Origin of the sequence: Actinomadura sp. 9N407 (assembly GCF_044326315.1) — a bacterium.
Lineage (GTDB): Bacteria > Actinomycetota > Actinomycetes > Streptosporangiales > Streptosporangiaceae > Spirillospora.
Map to the genome: position 1 here is coordinate 32,723 of NZ_JBIRAW010000045.1, position 20,616 is coordinate 53,338.

General features: G+C 71.3%; 11 protein-coding genes. 2 read left to right on the forward strand and 9 right to left on the reverse strand.

What is annotated here, in order from left to right; genetic code table 11:
• Positions 1-302 precede the first annotated feature (302 nt).
• A complete protein-coding gene (locus ACH34Q_RS42520) occupies positions 303-1,493 on the forward strand; it encodes a hypothetical protein (RefSeq protein WP_395988901.1) in 1,191 nt (396 codons plus the stop codon).
• 38 nt (positions 1,494-1,531) lie between these two features.
• Here ACH34Q_RS42520 and ACH34Q_RS42525 read toward each other — a convergent pair whose 3' ends face one another.
• From ACH34Q_RS42525 to ACH34Q_RS42560, 8 genes are all read right to left on the reverse strand, one after another.
• Positions 1,532-3,280 carry a BCCT family transporter gene (locus ACH34Q_RS42525; RefSeq protein WP_395988902.1) on the reverse strand — a complete coding sequence of 583 codons (1,749 nt, stop codon included), beginning with the start codon at positions 3,278-3,280 and terminating at the stop codon, positions 1,532-1,534.
• Positions 3,281-3,597: 317 nt separating this feature from the next.
• A complete protein-coding gene (locus tag ACH34Q_RS42530) occupies positions 3,598-4,593 on the reverse strand; it encodes a hypothetical protein (protein WP_395988903.1) in 996 nt (331 codons plus the stop codon).
• Between the two features lie 38 nt (positions 4,594-4,631).
• Positions 4,632-8,756, reverse strand: coding sequence for an SAV_2336 N-terminal domain-related protein (locus ACH34Q_RS42535; RefSeq protein ID WP_395988904.1), 4,125 nt, complete (start codon positions 8,754-8,756; stop codon positions 4,632-4,634).
• Complete coding sequence (locus ACH34Q_RS42540) at positions 8,753-9,778, reverse strand: AAA family ATPase (RefSeq protein WP_395988905.1); 1,026 nt, start codon at positions 9,776-9,778, stop codon at positions 8,753-8,755. The genes ACH34Q_RS42535 and ACH34Q_RS42540 overlap by 4 nt, the downstream gene beginning before the upstream one ends.
• Before the next feature lie 21 nt (positions 9,779-9,799).
• Positions 9,800-11,320 carry a hypothetical protein gene (locus ACH34Q_RS42545; protein WP_395988906.1) on the reverse strand — a complete coding sequence of 507 codons (1,521 nt, stop codon included), beginning with the start codon at positions 11,318-11,320 and terminating at the stop codon, positions 9,800-9,802.
• A gap of 92 nt (positions 11,321-11,412) precedes the next feature.
• Positions 11,413-13,338: an MFS transporter gene (locus ACH34Q_RS42550; protein ID WP_395988907.1), complete on the reverse strand. Its 1,926-nt coding sequence runs from the start codon at positions 13,336-13,338 to the stop codon at positions 11,413-11,415.
• A gap of 569 nt (positions 13,339-13,907) precedes the next feature.
• Positions 13,908-16,151: a tetratricopeptide repeat protein gene (locus ACH34Q_RS42555; RefSeq protein ID WP_395988908.1), complete on the reverse strand. Its 2,244-nt coding sequence runs from the start codon at positions 16,149-16,151 to the stop codon at positions 13,908-13,910.
• A gap of 163 nt (positions 16,152-16,314) precedes the next feature.
• The gene (locus tag ACH34Q_RS42560) at positions 16,315-16,497 is read right to left on the reverse strand and encodes a hypothetical protein (RefSeq protein WP_395988909.1); all 183 of its coding nucleotides are present in this window, start codon (positions 16,495-16,497) and stop codon (positions 16,315-16,317) included.
• Positions 16,498-16,836: 339 nt separating this feature from the next.
• Between ACH34Q_RS42560 and fxsT the strand changes: the two genes are divergently transcribed.
• Positions 16,837-19,368 carry an FxSxx-COOH system tetratricopeptide repeat protein gene (gene fxsT / locus ACH34Q_RS42565; RefSeq protein ID WP_395988910.1) on the forward strand — a complete coding sequence of 844 codons (2,532 nt, stop codon included), beginning with the start codon at positions 16,837-16,839 and terminating at the stop codon, positions 19,366-19,368.
• Here fxsT and ACH34Q_RS42570 read toward each other — a convergent pair.
• Positions 19,365-20,576 (reverse strand): FxsB family cyclophane-forming radical SAM/SPASM peptide maturase, encoded by a 1,212-nt coding sequence (locus tag ACH34Q_RS42570; protein ID WP_395988911.1) that lies wholly within the window; start codon positions 20,574-20,576, stop codon positions 19,365-19,367. The two genes, fxsT and ACH34Q_RS42570, sit on opposite strands and share 4 nt — an antisense overlap.
• Positions 20,577-20,616 lie beyond the last annotated feature (40 nt).

Consider the following 20,616-nt stretch of genomic DNA (forward strand, 5'->3'; position numbering starts at 1 on the left):
CCGTACCGGGCACGGATGCGCCGTTGTGCGCGTGCCGGCACGCCTCCCGGACGGTCCGCCGGTGAGGCACGCGGGGGCGGGTGAGTTCTATCAGCCCGCTGATAAAGATCCTCGTCAATCCCTGTGTTCGCGGCACAGTACTCCGTGGGCGGCTCCGCGATAATCGGCCTTCTCCCGGCCATCCTTTCGCTCGTTCGCATGGACCCGTTCGCGCGGGTTCGAATGCGCCCGCCCGGGCCGCACGGTTCGCTGGAGGATCGGTGACGCAACACCCAGACCCCGCCCATGGTGACGATCGCCGCTTGGCCGACGACCTGCGGGCCCGGCGCCCCGGCGCGGTCGGGCACGTCTACAACGTGTACGGCCCGCACCTGTTCGAATACGCCGACGTCCTGCTCGGCGACCGTGAACTGGCCGTCGAATGCGTCCGCGCCGCGCTCACCACCGGCAGCGACGATCCGGGCGCCGTTCCTGGCCCAGACCGCTTCCGGGGCTGGCTGTACGCCCTCGTAAGGGACGAGTGCCTGGGCCGTCTCGGCGTCCGCCCCGAGGAACCGGTGAAGCACCTGGCCACCGTGGGAGCCGCCACCGGCCTGGAGCAGGAGGCCGTGACGCGGGCGCTCCGCCACAACGTCCCCATCCGGGAGTTCGCTCTCATGGTGAGCGGGCCGGGCCGTCCCGACGCCTCGGTGGAGTTCATGACGGCGGCGGCCCTGGAAGGTTCCCTGGAACGGGTCGTGCCGACGCCGGTCCCTCCCGCGCCCGAGCCGGAACGACCCGATGCGGCACGACCCGATGCGGCACGGTCGGAGCCGGACGCGGACGGGCATCTCGGCGCGCCGGTCGTCAGCGCGGTCGGCTCGGCTCCCACGCTTGCGAGCCGCAGTGCGGGGACGAACGCGAGCAGGGCGTCCGGAGCCGTCCAGCGGGCCGGAGCCGTGGCCCTCGGCCGCCTGCACCGCGCCAGGCTGACCGTCCTCGCCGCCGGTACGGCCGCGGCCGTCGTCCTCACCGGGCTCCTCGTCATCGCCCAGTCGCCTGACGACGGGCCTCCCCCGGCGGGGATCGCCGCGGCGCCCAGGACCAGTGCCCCGCCGCCGGCCCCCAGCCCGTCCAAGTCCCCCGAGGCCGAGAAGACGAAGAAGCCCGAGAAGAAGAAGCCGCGGAAGAAGGCCCGCCCCGCCGTGGCGAAACGCGGCCGCCTGGCGATCGGCGACTCCGGCTGCCGGGGGCTCGGCGTCGCGGGCCTCGGCGGCAGCTGCTCGGTCCGGCTCACCGCGCGCGGCGGCCCGGTGCGCTGGTCGGTCAGCTCCGTCGACGGGCGCGGCGTGTCGGCCTCGGGCGGCGGCTCGCTGGCCGCCGGGAAGTCGACGACGGTGACCGTGACCGTACGGCCGTCCATCGGCTGCTACGCCCGCGGCGGCGGCTCGGGCAGCGTCTCGTTCGCGCCGGGCGGCAGCGCCTCGGTCTCGTTCACCTGCTGGCGCCGCTGAGCCGCCGCCCTTCCTCGTTCCGTACGGGCCGTGCGGGTTCAGTCCTCCTTGGAGATCGGCACCCTGCCGCCCTCGTCCCTGTCGTCCCGGGCCGCCGTGGCTCCGTTGGCGGTGCTCGGGACGACGCCCAGCTCGAAGTCGCCGTCGTAGAGGTGGTGGCCGGCGATGACCGCCGACTCGACGGCCTCCTCGCCCCGTTCACCGCGCAGGATCAGCGGGTCGGTGCGCAGGTCGCGCATCAGCGCCACGCACATGAACGCCATCACGATCATGAACGGCACGGCCGCCAGGATGGTGAGATTCTTCAACCCGGTGAGCGCCGCGTCGCCACCGCCGCCCAGCAGCAGCATGATGGCGGCGACCGCACCGGTCAGCACACCCCAGACGACCACCACGACGCGGGTCGGCTCCAGCGTGCCGCGCTGCGACAGCGTGCCCATGACGATCGAGGCCGCGTCCGCTCCGGAGACGAAGAAGATGCCGACGAGGATCATGACCAGCAGCGTGGTGACGCCCGCGATCGGGTACTCGCGCAGCACCGCGAACAGCTGTCCCTCCGGCGTCGATTCGGGCGTCACCAGGTTGGCGCCCTCGGACTGCAGCCGCGTCGCCGTACCGCCGAACACCGCGAACCAGACCAGGCTGACGACGCTCGGGACCAGGATCACGCCGCCGACGAACTGCCGGATGGTACGGCCCCGGCTGATCCGGGCGATGAACATGCCGACGAACGGCGTCCAGGAGATCCACCACGCCCAGTAGAAGACCGACCAGTCCGCCAGCCAGGTGACGATGTTCTCGCCGGCCGTGGCCTCGGTACGGCCCGCCATCTGCGGCAGGTCCTCGACGAACGCGCCGAGCGAGGTGGGCAGCAGGTCCAGGATCTGTACGGTCGGGCCGAACGCGAAGATGAACAGCAGCAGGATCAGCGCCAGCACCATGTTGGTGTTGGACAGCCACTGGATGCCCTTGTCGATGCCGGAGACGGCGGAGGCGACGAACGCCAGCGTCAGCACGGCGATGATGAGGACCAGGACGCCGTTGCTCACCCCGTCCGACCAGCCGACCACCTCGGTACCGCTGCCGATCTGCAGCGCGCCCAGGCCGAGCGACGCGGCCGAGCCGAACAGCGTGGCGAAGATCGCCAGGATGTCGATCACCTTGCCGGCGCCGCCGTTGGCGCGCCGCTCGCCGATCAGCGGGGTGAACACCGCGCTGATCGTCTGCCGCCGGCCGCGGCGGAAGCAGCTGTAGGCGATCGCCAGCCCGACCACCGCGTAGATCGACCACGGATGCAGCGTCCAGTGGAACAGCGTGGTCGCCATCGAGGTCTCGATCTTGTCCGCGGTGGCGGTGTCGTACGTGCCGGGCGGCGGCTCGGCGTAGTGGGTGAGCGGCTCGTTCACCCCGTAGAACATCAGCCCGATGCCCATCCCCGCGCTGAACATCATCGCGACCCAGGACACGGTCCTGAACTCGGCCTCCTCGCCCTCCTTGCCGAGCGTGATCTTGCCGTACCGGCTGAACGCCAGCCACAGCGCGAACACCACGAACCCCGAGGCCGCGAGCACGAACGCCCAGCCGAAGTTGTGCATCGTGCCGGTCAGGAGCGAGGTGGACACGCTCTCCAGCGAGTCGGTGGCGAGGCCGCCCCAGACGACGAAGGCGAGGGTCAGCGCGGCCGTCACCCCGAAGACGACCCAGTCGGTCCGCGGCCGCGGCCTGCTCCGCGAACCGCCGGAGGTGCCCAGCACCTCCTCGTCGGTGTTCCGTCGGTCGGGTTTCACGTGTTCCTCCGGCATACTCCTCGTCCTTCTCCGGCTCCTGGCGCGGGAGGGCACGTGACCGTACGCGACCGCACGTGTCCAGCGGATGTGATCCTTATCCCCAATCGGCGGCCCATCGCACGTCCCGGCCGGAACGTTCCGAACCGGTACTCGTTTCCTCCCCGGCGCATTGCACGGTGGTGCCCGGACGGGCGGCGTACGCCACCGGACACCACGTCACCAGACTGGAATGAATTTGTCGCGATCAGGTAAACCTAGGGGCCCGTTCGAGCGTCGGGCAACACCCGGTTCACGCTCGGTCGCCGGCCGGTCGCCGGTCAGGGGCCGAGCAGCAGCCGCGCGATCGCCCGTTCCAGCCGGCCCAGCGCCAGCGAGTCGCCGGCGAATCCGCGCAGCGCGCTCAGCAGTTCCTGCAGGCCGCCCGGGTAGTCCAGGCAGGTCCGGATGATCTCGTACGTGTCGGAGCGCGCGTCCATCGAGCGCGGGATCACGGTCCTGATCTGCAGCGGCAGCGCGCTCACCACGCGCTCCCTGCTCCGCTCGGCCGCCATCTGCGGGATCTCCAGGGCGTGGTCGACCAGCTCGAACAGAATGTCGTTGGACGTCGCCTCGCCGCCCGGCAGCCAGGGGACGTCGTCCCGGTCCGGGACCCGGTGCGGCGACGGCACGACCGCACCGGAATTCGGGACGGCAGGCAGGCCCGTGTTCGGCAAGCCCGTGCCGGGTACGGATACCCAGGCGGTCGTCTGCGTCTCCTTCACCTCGACGTCGATCTGCCGGTAATCGCCCGGATCGACCAGTTCCCGCCCGTGCCTGACCACGTCGTCGTACACGCGCTGGGACACGATCAGCGCCAGGTCGGCACCCGAGTCCCGCAGCAGGTCCTTGAACGCGCCGGCGTCCAGGATCCGGAACGTGTGGTTCACGGCCTCCCCGACCAGGCCCGTACCGTCCCAGTGCGCCTCGCCGGTGTGGACGGCGACCCGCAGCCGCATCTGCGCCGCTTCGCTGGAGAACGCGTTGTGCCTCCGTACGGCGGCGCGCAGCCGGGTGACGACGGTGGTGATGAGCAGCGCGGTGTCGAAGTGCGGCGGGACGATGACCATCACGCCGTCGCCGCGGTCCTCGTGATGGCAGTCGTCCAGGGGGATCCCTTCGGCGGCGAAGCTCTCGGCCAGCCCGCCGTACAACGCCTTCCTGACGTGGGCGCGGACGTCGTCGGTACGTTTCCCGTCGCCGAACGCGGCGATGTCGCACACGAACTGCGAGCACAGGCCCGACGGGTGCCATCCCTCGCGAGCGGAACCTGACATGTCACCTCCCACACCGGGGCGGGCGCCGACCTCTTCGCTCATAGTGGCAGCAGTTCGATGTCGCATTCGAGTAGATCCCCGCCACCACCGGAACCGGCGGAACCGTTCGCGACGCGGTCGATCACGTCGCGGTTGTGGTCGCAGGCGAGCGTGTACGGGTGGTCCGGCCCGTGCCGGGCGCGGAAGTCGTCGGCCGTATGGGCGGAGAGTTCGTAGGCCGCGTCGAGTTCGCCGAGCAGGTAGAGGTCGTTCGCCAGGCCGTTCGTGCAGCACAGCGTGTAGTAATGCTCCGGTCCGGGATGCTCGCACAGCGCGGTCCAGGCCACCTGGTCGGTCTCCAGTGCCGTCTGTACGTCGCCCAGCGCGCGCAGGATGATGCCGAGACCGGCGGCGCAAGCGTGCGTGAGCGGGTGGTCGATTCCCAGCGTGTGGCGAAGCCCGTCCCAGGCCTCTTCGGCGAGGACCCGTCCCGGGCCTGGGTCACCGGCGGCCGTGCACGCCATGGCCGCGGTCATCCTGGCTGCAAGCGTCGCGGGGTGCTCCGGTCCGAACGCGGCGATATGAGCGTGCAGCGATTCGTCCGCCAGTTGGACGGCCTCCGCGACATCACCGGTCTTGCGTAGCGTCGCGGCGTGCTGCGTTCTCGCCTGAAGGACGAGGGCGTCGTCGGGCGGGAGCGATGCGCGCAGTTCGTCGAACGCGGCGTTCTGGCATCGCAGGGCCTCGTCGTACCGGCCGAGCCCGTGCAGGTCGCGCGCGAGGTGGTGACGCGTACGGAACACTTCGGCATCGCTGCGGGGAGTCCGGCGCTGGGCCCGTTGGAACGCGTCCAGGTCCACGGCGTACGCCTCATGGAACTTGCCGAGCAGGCACAGATCCGTCCCGACGTCGGCGGCGGCCAGCAGGGTGTTCGGGTCGTCGTCGCCGTAGCGCTGCCGCATCCGCCGCCAGATTTCGCTGTCGAAACGGTACGCCGCCTCGAACTCTCCCCGCAGCCTCAACTCATCACCACCGCCGTCGGCCGCGGGCAGGGGGCTCGGCTGGTCCGGGCCGAGTGCGCTCAGTGCCGTTGCCAGTACGCGCTGCGCCTCGGCGACCAGCGGGTCGTCCGGGCCGTACCGCTCCTGCCAGCGCGCGATGGCGGCCTGCGAGAGAAGGCGGCCGCCGTCGAACTCGCCGGAGGCACACAGGAAACGCGCCTGGTCCAGGACGATCCCGCGCGATTCCGCGCCGCCCGAGTCCGCACCGCCCGAGCCCTCCGCGTTTCCCGCGTCGATGATCTCTGAGGGGACGATGTGCGGGCGGATCAGCCCGCGTGCCTCCCACGTCGCCGGGTCGTCCGGGCCTCCGTCCGGCGTCGCGGCGGCCAGGAGCGCGTGCACGTCGTCGCGCAGCCGTCCGAGCGCATCGGCCGGCAGGCGGGCCCGTACCAGTGCACGGATCTCGGCCGGCACCCGGAGCGTGTCGGTGTCCTCGTCGAAACGGCCCGCACCGTACCGGCTGACGCACCGCATACCGGCCACGATGGCGGCGTCGTCCGTTCCGAGCAGCCACGCGGGCACCGGCGCGGAGCCGAGGAACGACCACAGGTCCAGCATTCCGGCGGCGACCGGCTGCTCCTCGCGGAGCCGATCGAGGTTGAGGCTCGCCGCCGTGGCGTGCGGGGCGCCGCCGTCCTCGGCCCGTTCCTCGAAGGCACGCACGTATTCGCCGAGGTCGCCCCCGGAGGCCGCGAGCCACCTGGCCGCCTGGTCGAGCGCGGGCGGCAGATCGCCGAGAAGCGCGGCGAGCCGGTCCGCCTCCGCGTCCAGGAGTCGCGGTACGCGGCGCCTGAGCAGCGCCACGCTCTCCGGACGCTCGAAGGCGCCCACCTCGATGGCCGTCGCCGTCCCTTCCCACCGCGGATCGTGCGAGGTGACCAGCACATCGCCCGACGCCGCCGGAGCGGGCATCAGCGGTACGAGCTCGGCGGGATCGCACGCGGCGTCGTACACGAGCAGCCAGCGGCCGAGCGGTACCCCGTCCCGCAGCGTACGCAGCACGCTGTCGGCGGTCAGGCGCATGTCGCCGCTTCCCGGCGTGCCCATGCGGCGCCCCAGCCCGGGCAGCGCGCGCAGCACCCGTTCCGCCGTCACCCGCATGTCGTCGCCCACCGGCGTCCCCAGCCGGCGGGCCAGGTCGCGCAGCGCCGCCCGTACCGACGCGGTGTCGGACGCCGGGATCCACCACACGAGGTCGTACTCGTCCGCATGCGCGTGGACGTACTCGACGGCGATCTCCGTCTTGCCCTCACAGCCCGGGCCCGGCCCGCTCGCGTGGGGCGGCAGCAGTACGGTGACCGCGCCGCGCAGCTCCTCCTCGACCGCCTCCATCAGCTCGCCGCGTCCGGTGAAATGCCGGTTGCGCGGTGGTACGCCGCCGCCCGCGAGGGACGGCGCGTCCCCGCGCGCCTCCGGTACGCGGCCGTTGCCCGTGCCGCGGAACCCGCTCGCCGGCAGTCCTTCGCCGGGCCGGGTGGCGGCGACCGTGATGCGTTCGGCGATCTCCCCGTACCGGCCACCGAGCCGCGTCAGGACCTGCGCCGCCACCTGCGCGAACGGCCGGTCGACGGGCAGGACGCCGGTGTCCTGCCGGACCGCGGCCAGCAGCGCGGGGAAGTCGAGCGACGAGCCGATCCTGTCGCGGATCGTGTCCCAGACCGCGCGGAGCACCTGCAGCGCCTCGTCCCGGCGCAGGCCCCCGAGCAGTACGTCCCGTACACCGTCGTGGAACTCGTACGCGACCTCGTCAGGTGTCCCGCCCTCGGCCGCGACGCGCAGCAGCCCGCCGAGGAAGACCTCGGCCAGGTGCGCTGGCGTCGACCGGGGCAGCATCGAGCGCTGGACCAGCCGCATGACCGGCAGCCGCAGCGGCGCGGCGGCCAGGTATCCGGCCAGCTCGAACGCCGTCGGTGAGGCCGAGGTACGGAACCGCAGCACCTGGGCCAGCGGGGAGATCTCCCCGGCGGGCGCGTCCGGCGGATCGCTCACCGGCACCTCCGGCAGCACGTCCGCCGCGACGCCCTCCGCGACGGGACGGCCGGTGAACAGCGCCGCTCCGGCGATCTCATGGCCCGAGCCGGCGATCATGCTCGCCCAGGGACGCAGCCAGCGCTCCTCCAGCTCCATGACCGGTACGGCCACACCGGGCGGGACCCGCGCGCCACGCTCCCGCATCCGTACCGTCAGGGCGGAATTGGCCGCTCCTGGAGCGGGCGCGCTCACCCGTACCAACTCCACCGCCGCACCGCACCGCCACCACAGCCGCTGCGGAAGCGGCTGGACGATCGCGACGGATCCGGAACGGCCCCACCGTTCCAGGAGCGCGGCGGCCCGGCCGTCCTGCCAGGCGGCTCCGATGCAGTCGCTCACGACGAGGACGATCCGGCGATGCGCGGGGCCACCCGGATCGTGCGTACCGCGTACCGTCCCGGTGGCCGGAGCCGATCCGGTACGCAGGACGAGGTTCTCGGAGTCGGTGTCGAGGTAACGGACCCGTACGTCGCGGAACGCCCCGAGCCGTTCCAGCAGGAGCCGCAACTCGTCGGCGGTACGGCGCCACAGTGCCATGGAGGCGGAGTCGTCCACGACGAGGACGAGCTCGAAACGCCGTTCGACGGCCGGACGCAACACCGGCTCCCAGAAGCCGGTATCAGCGAACCGGCGGGCCGTCTCGTCCTCGTCCAGGTACCCCGGCGTTGGGGACGGTACGGACATGCGCAGTGGTCGCAGCACTCGCGCGAGCCCAAGCGCGCGCGGGACGGCCGGAAGTGTCGGACTGCGGACGGGGAAGGACGTGGTGCCGTTCCTGTCCGCAAGGTAGAGGCCCGCCTGTGGCGCGGGCTCCGGCTCTCCCTGGGGCCGTTCGCCGGACGGAACGTCCCTGTCGGCTTCCTGCGCGGGAGTCGAGGGCGCGGGTCGTTCGTCGGTGGTGCCCGCGGACCCGGTCTCGCGGGCCTCCTGGCCAACGGCGGCGGATCCGGTCCCGGCCTCCTGCTCCGCCGGCACGCCATGCCCCGCACCGGCCGGGGGCAGGTGACCGGCGAGCCAGAGCGCGTCCGCCAGTTCCTCCACCGAGGGCGGCGGATCCAGTCCCCGCAGCGCCTCGATCAGCCGGGTGATCATCCCGGGCCCGTGCTGTCCAGCGGCCGCATGATCGCGTCCACCAGCTGCTCCAGCGTGGTCTCCGGCGGCCGGGCGCCCGAGGTGGCCAGGAAGATCGCGTTCAGCAGCTGGTCGGTGGCCAGATCGCCGCCGCGCCTGCGCCGGTCGAGGAACTCGTCGATCAGCGCCCGCCCGGTCTCGCCCGCCTCCGCGCCCAGATGCGCCGCGACGATGTCGGCCAGCCGGTCGCCGGACGGCGGCTCGATCGCCACCCGCACGCAGCGGCGCAGGAAGGCCGGCGGGAACTCGCGCTCGCCGTTGCTGGTGATGATCACGACCGGGAAGTCCGAGCAGCGCACCTGGCCGCGCCGGATCGCCGCCCGGCCCTCCTCGTCGGCGGTCATCACCTCGACCGGGCCCTCCTCGGGCAGCCGTTCCAGCTCCGGTACGCGGAACCGGCCCTCCTCCAGCACGTTCAGCAGGTCGTTGGGCAGATCGATGTCGCTCTTGTCGAGCTCGTCGATCAGCAGCACGCGGGGGCGCGGCCGGGGCAGCAGCGCGGTCCCCAGCGGTCCGAGCCGGATGTACCGCCCGATGTCGGGCACGGCCTCGCCCGCCGGGACGCTCTCGCGCCGCACGTTGGCCTCCTGCACCCGGCCGATCGCGTCATAGTCGTACAGTCCCTGCCCCAGCGTGGTCCGGCTGGAGATCGCCCAGTACAGGACCGGCCCGAGCCCCAGCTCGTAGGCGATGTTGTGCGCGAGCGTGGACTTGCCCGAGCCCGGCTTCCCGGTCACCAGCAGCGGGCGCCGCAGCAGCAGCGCGGCGTTGACCTTGTCGGCGACCTGCGCGTCCACCCGGTACGACACGGCCCGTTCAAGATCGACCGGGGGGCCGGCGGTCCACGCGTCGTGGTCGCCGAACCGCCGCCAGGGCGGGGGCGCGGGCAGCCGGTCGATGCCGTCGTGCGGCCCGCTGTTGCCCCGGTAGACGCGCCAGTCGCCGCCGGCCTGAAGGTCGGGTACGAGGTCGGGTGACACCATGGGGGCCTCCTGGGATCGCGATCAGGCGGGTGGTTTGAGCCGCACGTACGGCTCGGGGACGCGGTCGGCGTCGTCGAAGACCAGCGCGAGATGCAGCCCGAGATGCTCTTGCTCCTCGGGCTCGTGCCGCTCGTCCGGGCCGGGTTCGTCGGGGCCGGGTTCGTCGGGGTGCTGCGACAGCACCGCCTTGCGGCGCAGCTCGCGGACCTTCTGGGGGAGCGACAGCAGGTCGGAGTCGAGCAGGGCGCGGGCGTCCCGGGTGAAGCGGTCCGGGTCGCGGCCGTCCCGGCACCAGGCGACGATGGGGGCACCGGCCTGGAGCCCGACCCACAGCTCGTCGACGGTCTCGGGTTCCCCGCCGCGCGGCGGGAACGCCATGGCCAGCCCGACCGACGCGTGGTCCGACAGCAGCGTGAACAGCCGCTCGTCGTCGTACTCGCCCGGCGCGCCGACCCAGCGCACCGTCGCGTTCGCGGGATCGTCGCGCAGCCGCTCCCATTTGCGCCGCCAGTTGTGCCGCAGCGCTTGATGGCGCAGCCGGTCCAGGCTGCGCATCACCACCGGATACTCGATGCCCAGCCGGCGCGGCAGGCCGGCCACCGAGATCCTGAACTGGTCGAACGGCTGGTTCAGCAGCCCGCGCGGCAGCACGAACTCGATGGTCAGATCCGGGTTGTCCCGGCTCACCACCCGGCTGTCCTCGACCAGCAGCGCCTCCACCAGGGCCGGCAGCCGGCCGAGCGGCTGCGGCTCCTCGTCGCAGCGCAGCATGATCCCCGGCTCGCCGGCGAACTGCAGCCACGCGGTGACCAGGAACCGGTCGAAGTCCGCCCCGTCGGGCCGGCACTCGATGACCAGGTACGTGTCGCGTCCGCCCGCACCCGCCCCTGGGCCGAGCCCGGCGGGCAGCGGCTCGCCGCGCCGCAGCCGCCGCAGTCCTTCCAGGTCGAGCCCGAAGCGTTCGGCGACCCGGCTCGTCCATTCGGCCAGCGCGGTCGCCGTCGCCGGGGCTCCCTTGGCGTACTCGGCGAGATCGTTGACGAAGACCAGCAGCGGCGGCACGCCCGCCATGTCGAGCGGTGCCTCCTCCAGGCATGCGATGACATCCTGGACGCCGCGCACCGTACCGCCCAGCGGCGGGCCGACCGGGCCGACCGCGTGCCGGTAGAGCGCCGGAAGCGCACCGAAGTAGACCGCGTTCATGCCCTGGTTCTCCAGGGACAGCACCAGCTGGTACAGCTCGCGCCGCTCGGGCGGGCGCAGCAGCGGCTCGGGCAGCAGCTCCTCGACGACGGCGCGGGCGGCGAGCATCGGGCGGCTGCCCTGGTGGAAGTTCTCGACGGCCTCGACGAGCATGTGGACGCCGCCGGGATAGGCCAGGCAGGCATCGACCAGCTGCCACACGTCGTACAGGTCCTGCTCGTGCCGGACCAGCGGCAGCCGGTGCCCGAGGCCCCGTTCCAGCACCGAGATGCAGAGGTCACGGGTGGTACGCACGCGCATCCCGTCGATCCGCATCAGCGCGGTGACCAGCCGACTCATAGCATCGTCGTCCAGTGCCCTGGTCATCCTCCCATGCTCCGAAGTCTCCGTCCGTCAGCAGGCAGGACGGTCGGCTGCCCCGCCTCCACCGATCATCCGGGAGCGGCGAGCACCCTCCCGGGTGGTGACCGGATCTGGCCGCCGCCGCCCTCGGCCGGAACGCCCGTACTCCGGCGTTCCACCGGCATTAAGCCATACCTCGCGCATCCGGGTGGTGTCGCGAGACACAAAACGGAAACCCGTGCGGCGGTCGCGGCCGGCAGGACGGGCAGCGCGGGCGGCACGGATAAACCGGTCGGCGCGGGCAACGCAAAAGGCCCGGGTAACGCTGAGTGGACGTGCCGCGCAAGGCGCTCGGGTAACGCGGGCAGCGCTTGTGCCGCCCGCGGAAGCTCGGCGGCGGGCATGCCGAGGACGTCCTTCGCCCGGGCCGGATATGCGTGCCATGCGGAACCGGCGCGCGAATCCGGCCACTCGGAGGACGGCAATTGCCAGGCGACCACGATGAAGACGGCGGCCGCGGCGAACCGCGCGCGGCAGGTAAGGGAAAGGGACGGAAAGGTCAGGGAAGGGACCCGGGTGCCCGCCTGCAGGCGTCTGGCGACTCCTCGCAGCACGGGAATCGACACCGCCACCGCCAGCAGCCCCATGACCCAGGTGGCGAGCAGGGCGGTGGCGCCCGGGGACAGCTCGGCGATGATGTAGCCGCCGCTCAGGGCACCGAGCGGGACGGCCCCGCCGGTCACGAACCGGGTGATGCCGGTGATCTGTCCTTGCAGGTCACGCGGTACTTCGGCGCCCTTGTGGACCTCCAGCGCGACGTTCACATGGGCACCCATGACGCTGCACCCGCCCCAGGCGATCAGCCCGACCATCGGATGGTCGGCGACCGTCACCACCCCGACCAGGACCAGCCAGGTCCACACGCACCAGATGAGGATCGTCCGGGGGCGGCGCCTGCGCAACGACCGCGGCGCGATGGCCGCGCCGATCAGCCCGCCGACCCCCGAGGCGGCCAGGAAGAGCCCGGTCAGCGAACTGGAGATGCCGCGCTCCTCCGCCGAGACGACCAGGAGCAGGACGATCATCTGGAAGAAGAAGTTCGCGATGGCGCAGACGACGATGACCGTGGCGAGAAAGCGATCGCGGACCAGCAGCGCCAGCCCGTCCTTGACTTTTCCGTGTGCTTTCCTGGCACCCGGTTCGACGGTCAGCATAGAATGACCGAGGCCGGGATCACCGTTCCGGCGGTTGCGAATGCACAACCTTTTCCGGCTACTTCGCGAATGGCGCCTGCCGGCCCTGTAAAGCGGATCGAATTCGCCGGTACGCATCTTGGCCATCATGCGCAGCGAGAAGAAGGCCGTCAGCGCGTCGACGAGATAAGGCAGCAGATGCCCGGCACCGAACAGCAGGCCACCGAGCGGCCGGCCGACGAACTGCGCGATGTGGTGCCGCGCCTCGTGTTTCGCCATCGCCGAGCGGCGCCGGCCCGCATGCTCGGGGCCGGTGGCGCGGGCGGATTCGCCGGCCGTAAGGCCCTGTGTGCCCGGATGGCCGCCGTTCCGCGTTCGCTGTCCGGTATCGAGTTCCCGGTGCTGTTCTTGGGGATTCTGTCCGATTCCATAGACAATGTCGCGAATTGCCGCACTTTCTGCGATGCCGTAGAAGGCGGCGCACGTCCCGGCCACGGTGACCCCCAGCACCAGCAGCCAGGGCGGCCCGTCCAGCAGCCAGAACCCGAGCACGAACACGCCCGCCGCCAGGAACCGGACGGTCTGGCTGACCCACATGATCATCCGCCGGTCGGTGCGGTCCGCCAGCCAGCCCGCCGGCAGGTGGAACAGCAGGCCGGGCAGCGCGCTGGCGGCCGTCACCCAGCCGGCCGACACGGGCGATCCGTTCAGCGACAGGGCCAGCAGGGGGCTGGCCGTACCCGCGCCGATGGCACCGAACTGGGAGACCACCGAGCCGGTCCACAGCAACCTGAAGTCACGTTCCCAGGGAAGGCGTGACATCGGCTACTGCACTATCGCTTGAACGATGGACAAGTTCACCTGCCAGTAAGGTCCGCCAGGCCGGTGACGGTCACCCAGAAGTACGTTCAGTATTCGATCAACGCATCACCAACGGCGGCAATCCGCGGACCGATCGAACGGGCCGGTCGCAAAATTAAAGACCCGCGGCAGGCTGAGATTCGCTTTTGGCGCTCAGCCGGGCAACGGGTCGGGTGCCGCACGCACACGAGGCGCATGCTATCGAAGACTCCGGCCGCCCATGGCCGCTTGAGAAAACGGCACGCCGGATCGCGCCGCACCGCGCTCACCTATCGTCGGACGAACGGCACTCCGGGTCATCGCGCTTGTCGTGCGCCACTCGTTCGACCCCTGTGGTGGGCCCGTCGCCCGGCGGGTTCACACTTCCCACATCCCCCGGCCGCCGCTCTTCAATCGTCGTCATTCATGGTTTCGCGGCGGCCGTATCGGCAGATCGCATTCGACCGCCGGCGGATCGCCGAGGCAGTCCAGAAATCTGACATTCTGCACATCTTCGCTGGTCATCCAGTTCACTCGCGCACCGCGGCGAGTCAGGTCCCCTCGGACCGTTCGGGGCTCATCAGCCGGTGCGCCTCCTGGTGCAGCTGCGGAGGCAGCGGCGGGCGCCTGGCCGCGACCGCCCGCGCGGCGAGCCCGGCCGCCTCCTCCGCCTGCCCGCACAGCCGCCGGGTGCGCGCGATGCGGAGCAGCACCGGCCCGCTCTCGACGCCCGAGACCAACCCTTTGTCCGCATCGCGCCATCCGGCGACTCCGGGCGGGGCGCCATTGGGCACGGCGGGCCCCGCGCTCTCGGCTCCACCGGACCCCGCGCTCTCGGGCCCACCGGATCCCGCGCTCTCGGGCCCACCGGACCCGGCACTCTCGGGTCCGCCGAAGCCGGTGGTCGCGGGCGGGCCGCACGAGGTCTCCGCGAGCATCCACGCGGCACGTGTGGACGGACGGTCCATGTGGTCGATGCGGCGCAGGTCGCGCAGCGCCGGCTCCGCCTGCCCGAGATCGGCCAGGATCTCGCCCCGGGTGCGCAGCGCCTCCAGCGTGTCACCGTCGCGCATCAGCACCGCGTCGAGCACCGCGAGCGCCGCCCGGGACTGGCCGGCCTGCCAGAGCGCCTGGCTCAGCACCGTCTGCACGACCGGATCGTTGGGCGACCGGTTGGCGGCGATGCGCAACTCGCGGACGGCCTCGGCCGCGCTGTCGTTCATCAGGATCCTGGCGGAGGCCGCCAGGAGAAGGCCGACGGCCCGGGTGTCCTGGAGCACCTCGAAGAGGTTGGCCGCCTCGCTGTAGCACTCGGCGGCGGTCTCTGCCTGGTCGCGCTCGTACGCGATGTTGCCGAGCAGGCGCTTGGACTCCGCGAGCAGGCGCAGATCGTCCTTCCCGCAGGCGCGGATGACCCCTTCGGCATGCTGCCTGGCCAGTTCCGTGGCTCCGTCGCAGAGCGCGCGCTCGGCCACTCGCAGCCGTTCGGCCGGCGCGGGCCTGCGGACGGGTCCGAGCCGGTCGGCGAGCGCCCGGATCGCCTCGGTCATTCGCGGATGGTGCAGCTCGTACCGGCAGGTCCCGGAGCTGCGGTCGGCCCTGAGCAGATGCAGATCCTCCAGGGCCCGCAGCACCGCGCCGGGCATGTCCTCGGCCTCCTGGCTCTCGGAGCGCCCACCCCCACCCCCGCCCCCGCCGCCGGTCGTCGGCTCGGCGATCACCGGCTCGGCGAACGTCGTCCGGAACCATGCGGCGATCGCGGCCGGTGTCCTCCGATGGTCGGCCGCCACCGTCGCCAGCGCCTGCCCGCAGTACTCGGCCAGCACCCGGCCCACCTCAGCGGCGAACCCTTGCCCGTCGGCGTCCTCCCCAGCCGCGTCTTCCGCGCGCGCGCCGGCAACCGAGGTTTCGCCTGTGGACGCAGCGTCGGTGGGAGCTTCGACTGATTCAACTGATTCGGCTGAAAAATCGGCCCACAGGCGGGCGCATACCAGTTGCAGCAGGGCCGGGGAGACCGACGGGATGCGGCGCGCCTGGGGCGTCCAAGGGGTCCTGATCGTACGGAGCTCATCGACCAGCGATTCGGCGGTGTCGCGATCGACGCGGCGGCCCGTACCGTCGAACGGGCTCCGTACCGCCGCCACGGCTGCGTCGCGCTGTAAGGCGCCGAGCGGGTACGCGGCGCCGCCGCCGGCGGCCAGGCGGTGCGCGAGGTCGCGGACCTCCTCCAGATGCTCCTCGCGCACGGCGAGCAGGAGATGCAGGTTGGGCTCGGCGTCCATCGCCTCGGCCAGCTGGCCGAGGAACCGGCGGCGCTGGTGCCGGTGCGCGACCGTGTCGCGGATCAGCAGCTCGGCCTGGTCGATCGCGGCGAACGTCCGTACCGGCAGCCCGAACCGATCGTTGCTGCTGTGCCGGCGCAGGAAGTCCAGGATCGACCGGCCGGCGGTCTGGGGCGGCGACTCACCGGGATACCAGGACGAGAGCAGCGCCAGCGTGAACAGGTTCTGGTCGGGGAACGCGGCGGTCGGTACGTCGTTGCGGCGCCAGAGGAGGCCGAGCGGCAGCACGCGCTCGCCCCGGGACCGCAGCAGCGGCATCGCACCGGCGCGGATCAGCGAGGTCTTGCCGGCCCCGGCGCCGCCGTACAGCACCGTGAGCCGGTGGTCCCGCCACAGCCGGGCGACCTCCTGCGACTCGGTCCGGCGCCCGTGAAAGAGGTGATCGTCACCGATATCGAAGGGCCGGGTACCGACAAAGGGGGATGGACCTTCGGCTACGGAATTGTTGATCACCGGACGACCTCCGCGCGGGACCTCCCGGTCGGCGAACCGAAATACGGGAAGACTCTGGTCCGACCAGAGTAGTACGCCCTGGCTCGGTCACATCGTCATCGGCCGAACGAAGAATAATGATCACGAATGGCCGGCGGGCCGGCCGGCCGCTCCGGTCGCCAGGTCAGCCGCTGAGCTTGTTGTCGAAGCCGCTGCGGGGAGCGGACGGCGACCGCAGCGGATCCACCACCTCGGCCAGCGCCCACTTCAGGGCCGAGTCGGGACGCCCCGCCAGATGGGAGCCGGTGAGCTTGGTGATGTCGATCGGGCCGAGGTCGGCTCGTGGGTCGGTGACCTGCTGTGCCATGCGTTCTCCCGGTCTTCTGCAGGGCCGCCGGGGACGCCGGCGGTCATCGCGTACCTGATCACCTCGCGCCTTCGCGATGGCTGCCGCGGCGGACCGCGTCGAGGTGATTCTTTCACCGGTGACCACTTTCGTCCATATCCCGGTTAGGGATCACACACATTCCGACTTCGCATCCAGCCGAATCACGGAAGGGCAGGAAGATCGTGTCACGTGACGCAATTTCGGAGATCCGCGGCAAGTTTTCCGGGCTTCAGCGGATGACGGGGTTGTCCCCAAGGTAAGGACAACGGAAAATCGCAAAGGTCGAGGATGCGGGACTGACGCGGAGGTGTGTGCCGGATGACCAATCCACGCCCAGGTGCGGCTCGACCGGCCGGACGTGCTCCCGAGGTGTGGGGCAGGGTCCCGCAGCGCAACAAGAACTTCACCGGCCGGGCGGAACTGCTGAGCCAACTCCGGGCACGGATCGCCGGGCAGGTCACGGCGGTCGTCCCCCATGCCCTGCACGGACTCGGCGGTGTGGGTAAGACGCAAATGGCCGTGGAGTACGCCTACCGTTACCGGTCGGAGTACGAGGTGGTCTGGTGGATCCCCGCCGACCAGCCCGTCCTCGTCCGGTCCTCGCTGGCGAGCCTGGCCCCGCACCTCGGCCTGCCGCCCGCCACCGCCAGTGGCATCGAGGACGCCGCCAAGGCCGTGCTCGACGCGCTGCGCCGCGGCGACCCGTACGACCGATGGCTGCTGATCTTCGACAACGCCGACCAGCCCGAGGACCTGAGCGAGATCATCCCGCACGGCCCCGGCCATGTGCTGATCACCTCACGCAACCACCGCTGGGACGGGGTCGTCGACACGGTCGCGGTGGACGTGTTCTCCCGCGAGGAGAGCGTCGAGTTCCTCACCAGGCGGGTCCCGAAGGGCATCGGCGCCAAGGACGCCGGCCGGCTCGCGCACGAGCTGGGCGACCTCCCGCTGGCCCTGGAGCAGGCGGGGGCGCTGCAGTCCGAGACCGGCATGGGGGTCGCGGAGTACCTGCGGCTGCTGCGCGAGCGCGCGAGCCAGCTGCTCGCCGAGGGCAAGCCCACCGAGTACCCGGTGTCGATGACCGCCGCCTGGGGCCTGTCGGTGACCAGCCTGAACGAGAAGCTCCCCGACGCCGTCGACCTGCTCCGCTGCTGCGCGTTCTTCGGCCCCGAGCCGATCCCGCGCGACGCGTTCAGCCAGCCGCGGGTGAAACTCGGCCCGAGCCTCGCGCCGCTGATCGCCGACCCGATCCGGCTGAGCCGCGTGATCGGGGAGCTCGGCCGGTACGCGCTGGCCCGGCTCGACATCCCCGGCCGGACGATCCAGGTCCACCGGCTGATCCAGGCCCTGCTGCGCGAGGAGCTCCCGCCGGAGGAGCAGGAGCGGATGCGCGACGAGGTGCACCTGCTGCTGGCCGGGTACGCCCCCGCGGACCCGTACGAGCCCATCAACTGGCCGCGCTACTCCAGCCTGCTCGGGCACATCACGCCCGCCGGCGTCGGTACCAGCCGGAGCCCCGAGGCCCGCAGGCTGTGCCTCAACATCGTGCGCTACCTGTCCGCGTCCGGCGACTACGGCTCGGCCAAGGGACTGGTGGAGCAGTTCCTGGCCGACTGGATCGCCACCTCGAGCGGGGAGCATCCGGACGTCCTCGAACTGCGCCTCGAGCAGGCCAACATCATGCGCGAGCTGGGCCAGTACGAGCAGTCCGCCGAGCTGACCAGCGCCTCGATGCCGATCGCCGAGAAGGTGATGGGCGCCGACGACATCGTGACCCTGCGGTTCCTGCGCGGCGACGGCGCCGACCTGCGCGCCACCGGCGAGTTCCAGCGCGCCAGGGAACGTGATGAGGAACTGCTGCGGCGGTTCGAGGGCAAGTACGGTGCCGACGACCTGCGCACCATCCGTACGTCCAACAGCCTCGCACTGGACTACGGCCTGAGCAGTGACTACACCGGCTCAAAGAAACTGCTGCAAGAGGCGTACCAAGCCTGCCTGACCATTGAGACGGGCAGCACCGACAAGCTCACCCTGCTGAACGCCTGGAGCGGGCTCGCGCGCGCTGTCCGCCTGTGCGGCGACTACTCGGAAGCCTGCGACCTGGGCGAGGACGCCTACGCGTACAGCAAGGACGAGTTCGGCATCGAGCACAACTGGACGCTGCGCACGGCCAAGGACCTGTCCATCGCCTGGCGCCGCGTCGGAGACCTGGACCGGTCGCTCGAACTGGCCGAGGACGTACACGAACGCTGTGTCAGGCAGTTCAACCTCGAACACCCCGACACGCTCGCCGCCGCCATGTGCCTGGCCAACATCCTGCGTACCCGTGGCGACAGTGACGGCGCCATCGATCTGGCGGCCGACACCGTGCGGCGCTACCCGCGCGTGTACGGGGCCACCCATCCGTACAACCTCGGCTGCATGGGCAACCTCGCCATCATGCACCGTGTAAGGGACGACTGCCACACCGCAAGGAAACTGAACGAGCAGGCCCTGAACGGTCTGGAGCTCAAGCTCGGCCGCGACCACCACTACACGCTCACCGTGGCCACGAACCTGGCGAGCGACCTGGCGGCGCTGGGCGAGTACGACGACGCCTGCAAGCTAGGGCGCGGTACGTTGCGGCGCCTGCGCGTCGTCCTGGGTAAGGACCACCCGATGGCGCTCTCCTGCGCCGCCAATCTCACCGTCGATCTGTATGCCCTTGGTGAGGACGAGGAAGCCAGGACCCTCTTCGAGGAGACCAAGGCCGCGTACACCCGCACGCTTGGGCTCGACCACCCCGACGCGGTGGTCTTCCTAGAGGGACGTCACCTGGACGTCGACTTCGACCCGCCGCCCATCTAACCGTTCCGCAGGGCCTCTACGTCTGCGGACACGACTCCATGGATATGGGTGATGAGGCGGTAGAGGTCGTGGCAGTAGACCGACTCGTTGAGGAAGCCGCGCCCTGGACGGTACCGGTGCGCGTAGTGGCCGCCACCGCACACGCGCCGGATCTCGCACGCACGGCAGCGCGGCCCTAGGCCCCGGAGCCCGATCTGCCTGGCCACGATCGGCGGGAGCATCAGCGCGGTGTCGAACGCATCGCGCGAGACGTGCAGCGCCGTACCGGCCGCCCCCTCGAAGGTGGATTTGAGCGAGTCCACCTGCTCCATCTGGCCGTTGGTCTCCACCACCACCAGTGAGATCGGGGACAGCCCTACCGCCTCGCCGTAGGAGCGCCGGCCCAGAAGCAGCCGGATGATCTCGTTGAACATCCGGATGCGCGTCTCCCGTACCTCCGCCCCGTACCAGCGGTCGAACACGGCGATGAGCCAGTCGCCGTACGGCGTCGAGGCATCCGCCGGGCGCCCCGGAGGCGGGGTGTCCCAGTTGCCGTGCGGCAGCAGGAAGTCCACGGCGGGCGGATCGAACTCCAGCAGGGCCTCGTACGTCCTGACAGGGTCGTTGCGCAGCTCCACCGTGCTCAGCAGCCCGCCGAACAACCGCTTGTACCGCGGCCGGGTCAGCGCCTCGACGCCCGCCCGTACGGCCTGGTAGCTCCCGCCCCCATTGGCCCGCCGCCGATGCAGGTCGTGTCCCTCCTCGTCACCGTCCATGCTGACCCCCACCACGATGTCGAGTTCATCGAAGAGGTCGAGGAAGAACGAATCGAGCAGGACCCCGTTCGTCTGCACGCTCAGATCCACCTGGACATCGGGCATGGCGGCGCGCAATGTCGTCACGACGTACCGCAGATGCTCCACGCCTGCCAGCAGGGGCTCCCCGCCATGGAGCACCACGTCCACGCCGCTCAGCAGATTCGACTGAGCGTGCTCGGCGATCCGGCGCGCCACCAGGTCGACGATCGGCCGGCTCATCCGCCGCGGCTGGCGGCGCCATCCCTGGTCCGCCATCTCGTACATGTAGCAGTAGTCGCAGGCCAGGTTGCACCGGCTGTGCACCTTGACCACGAACTCCCGGAACGGCGTCGGCCGCCATCCCTGCTCCAGCAGGGCCCGGACGTCGAGCGTGTCCGGCCATTCCGCTCGGTCCTCGGCATCGATGGCCACGCTGGAACGACCTCCCCGGAATGAGATCCAGCGCGGCGCT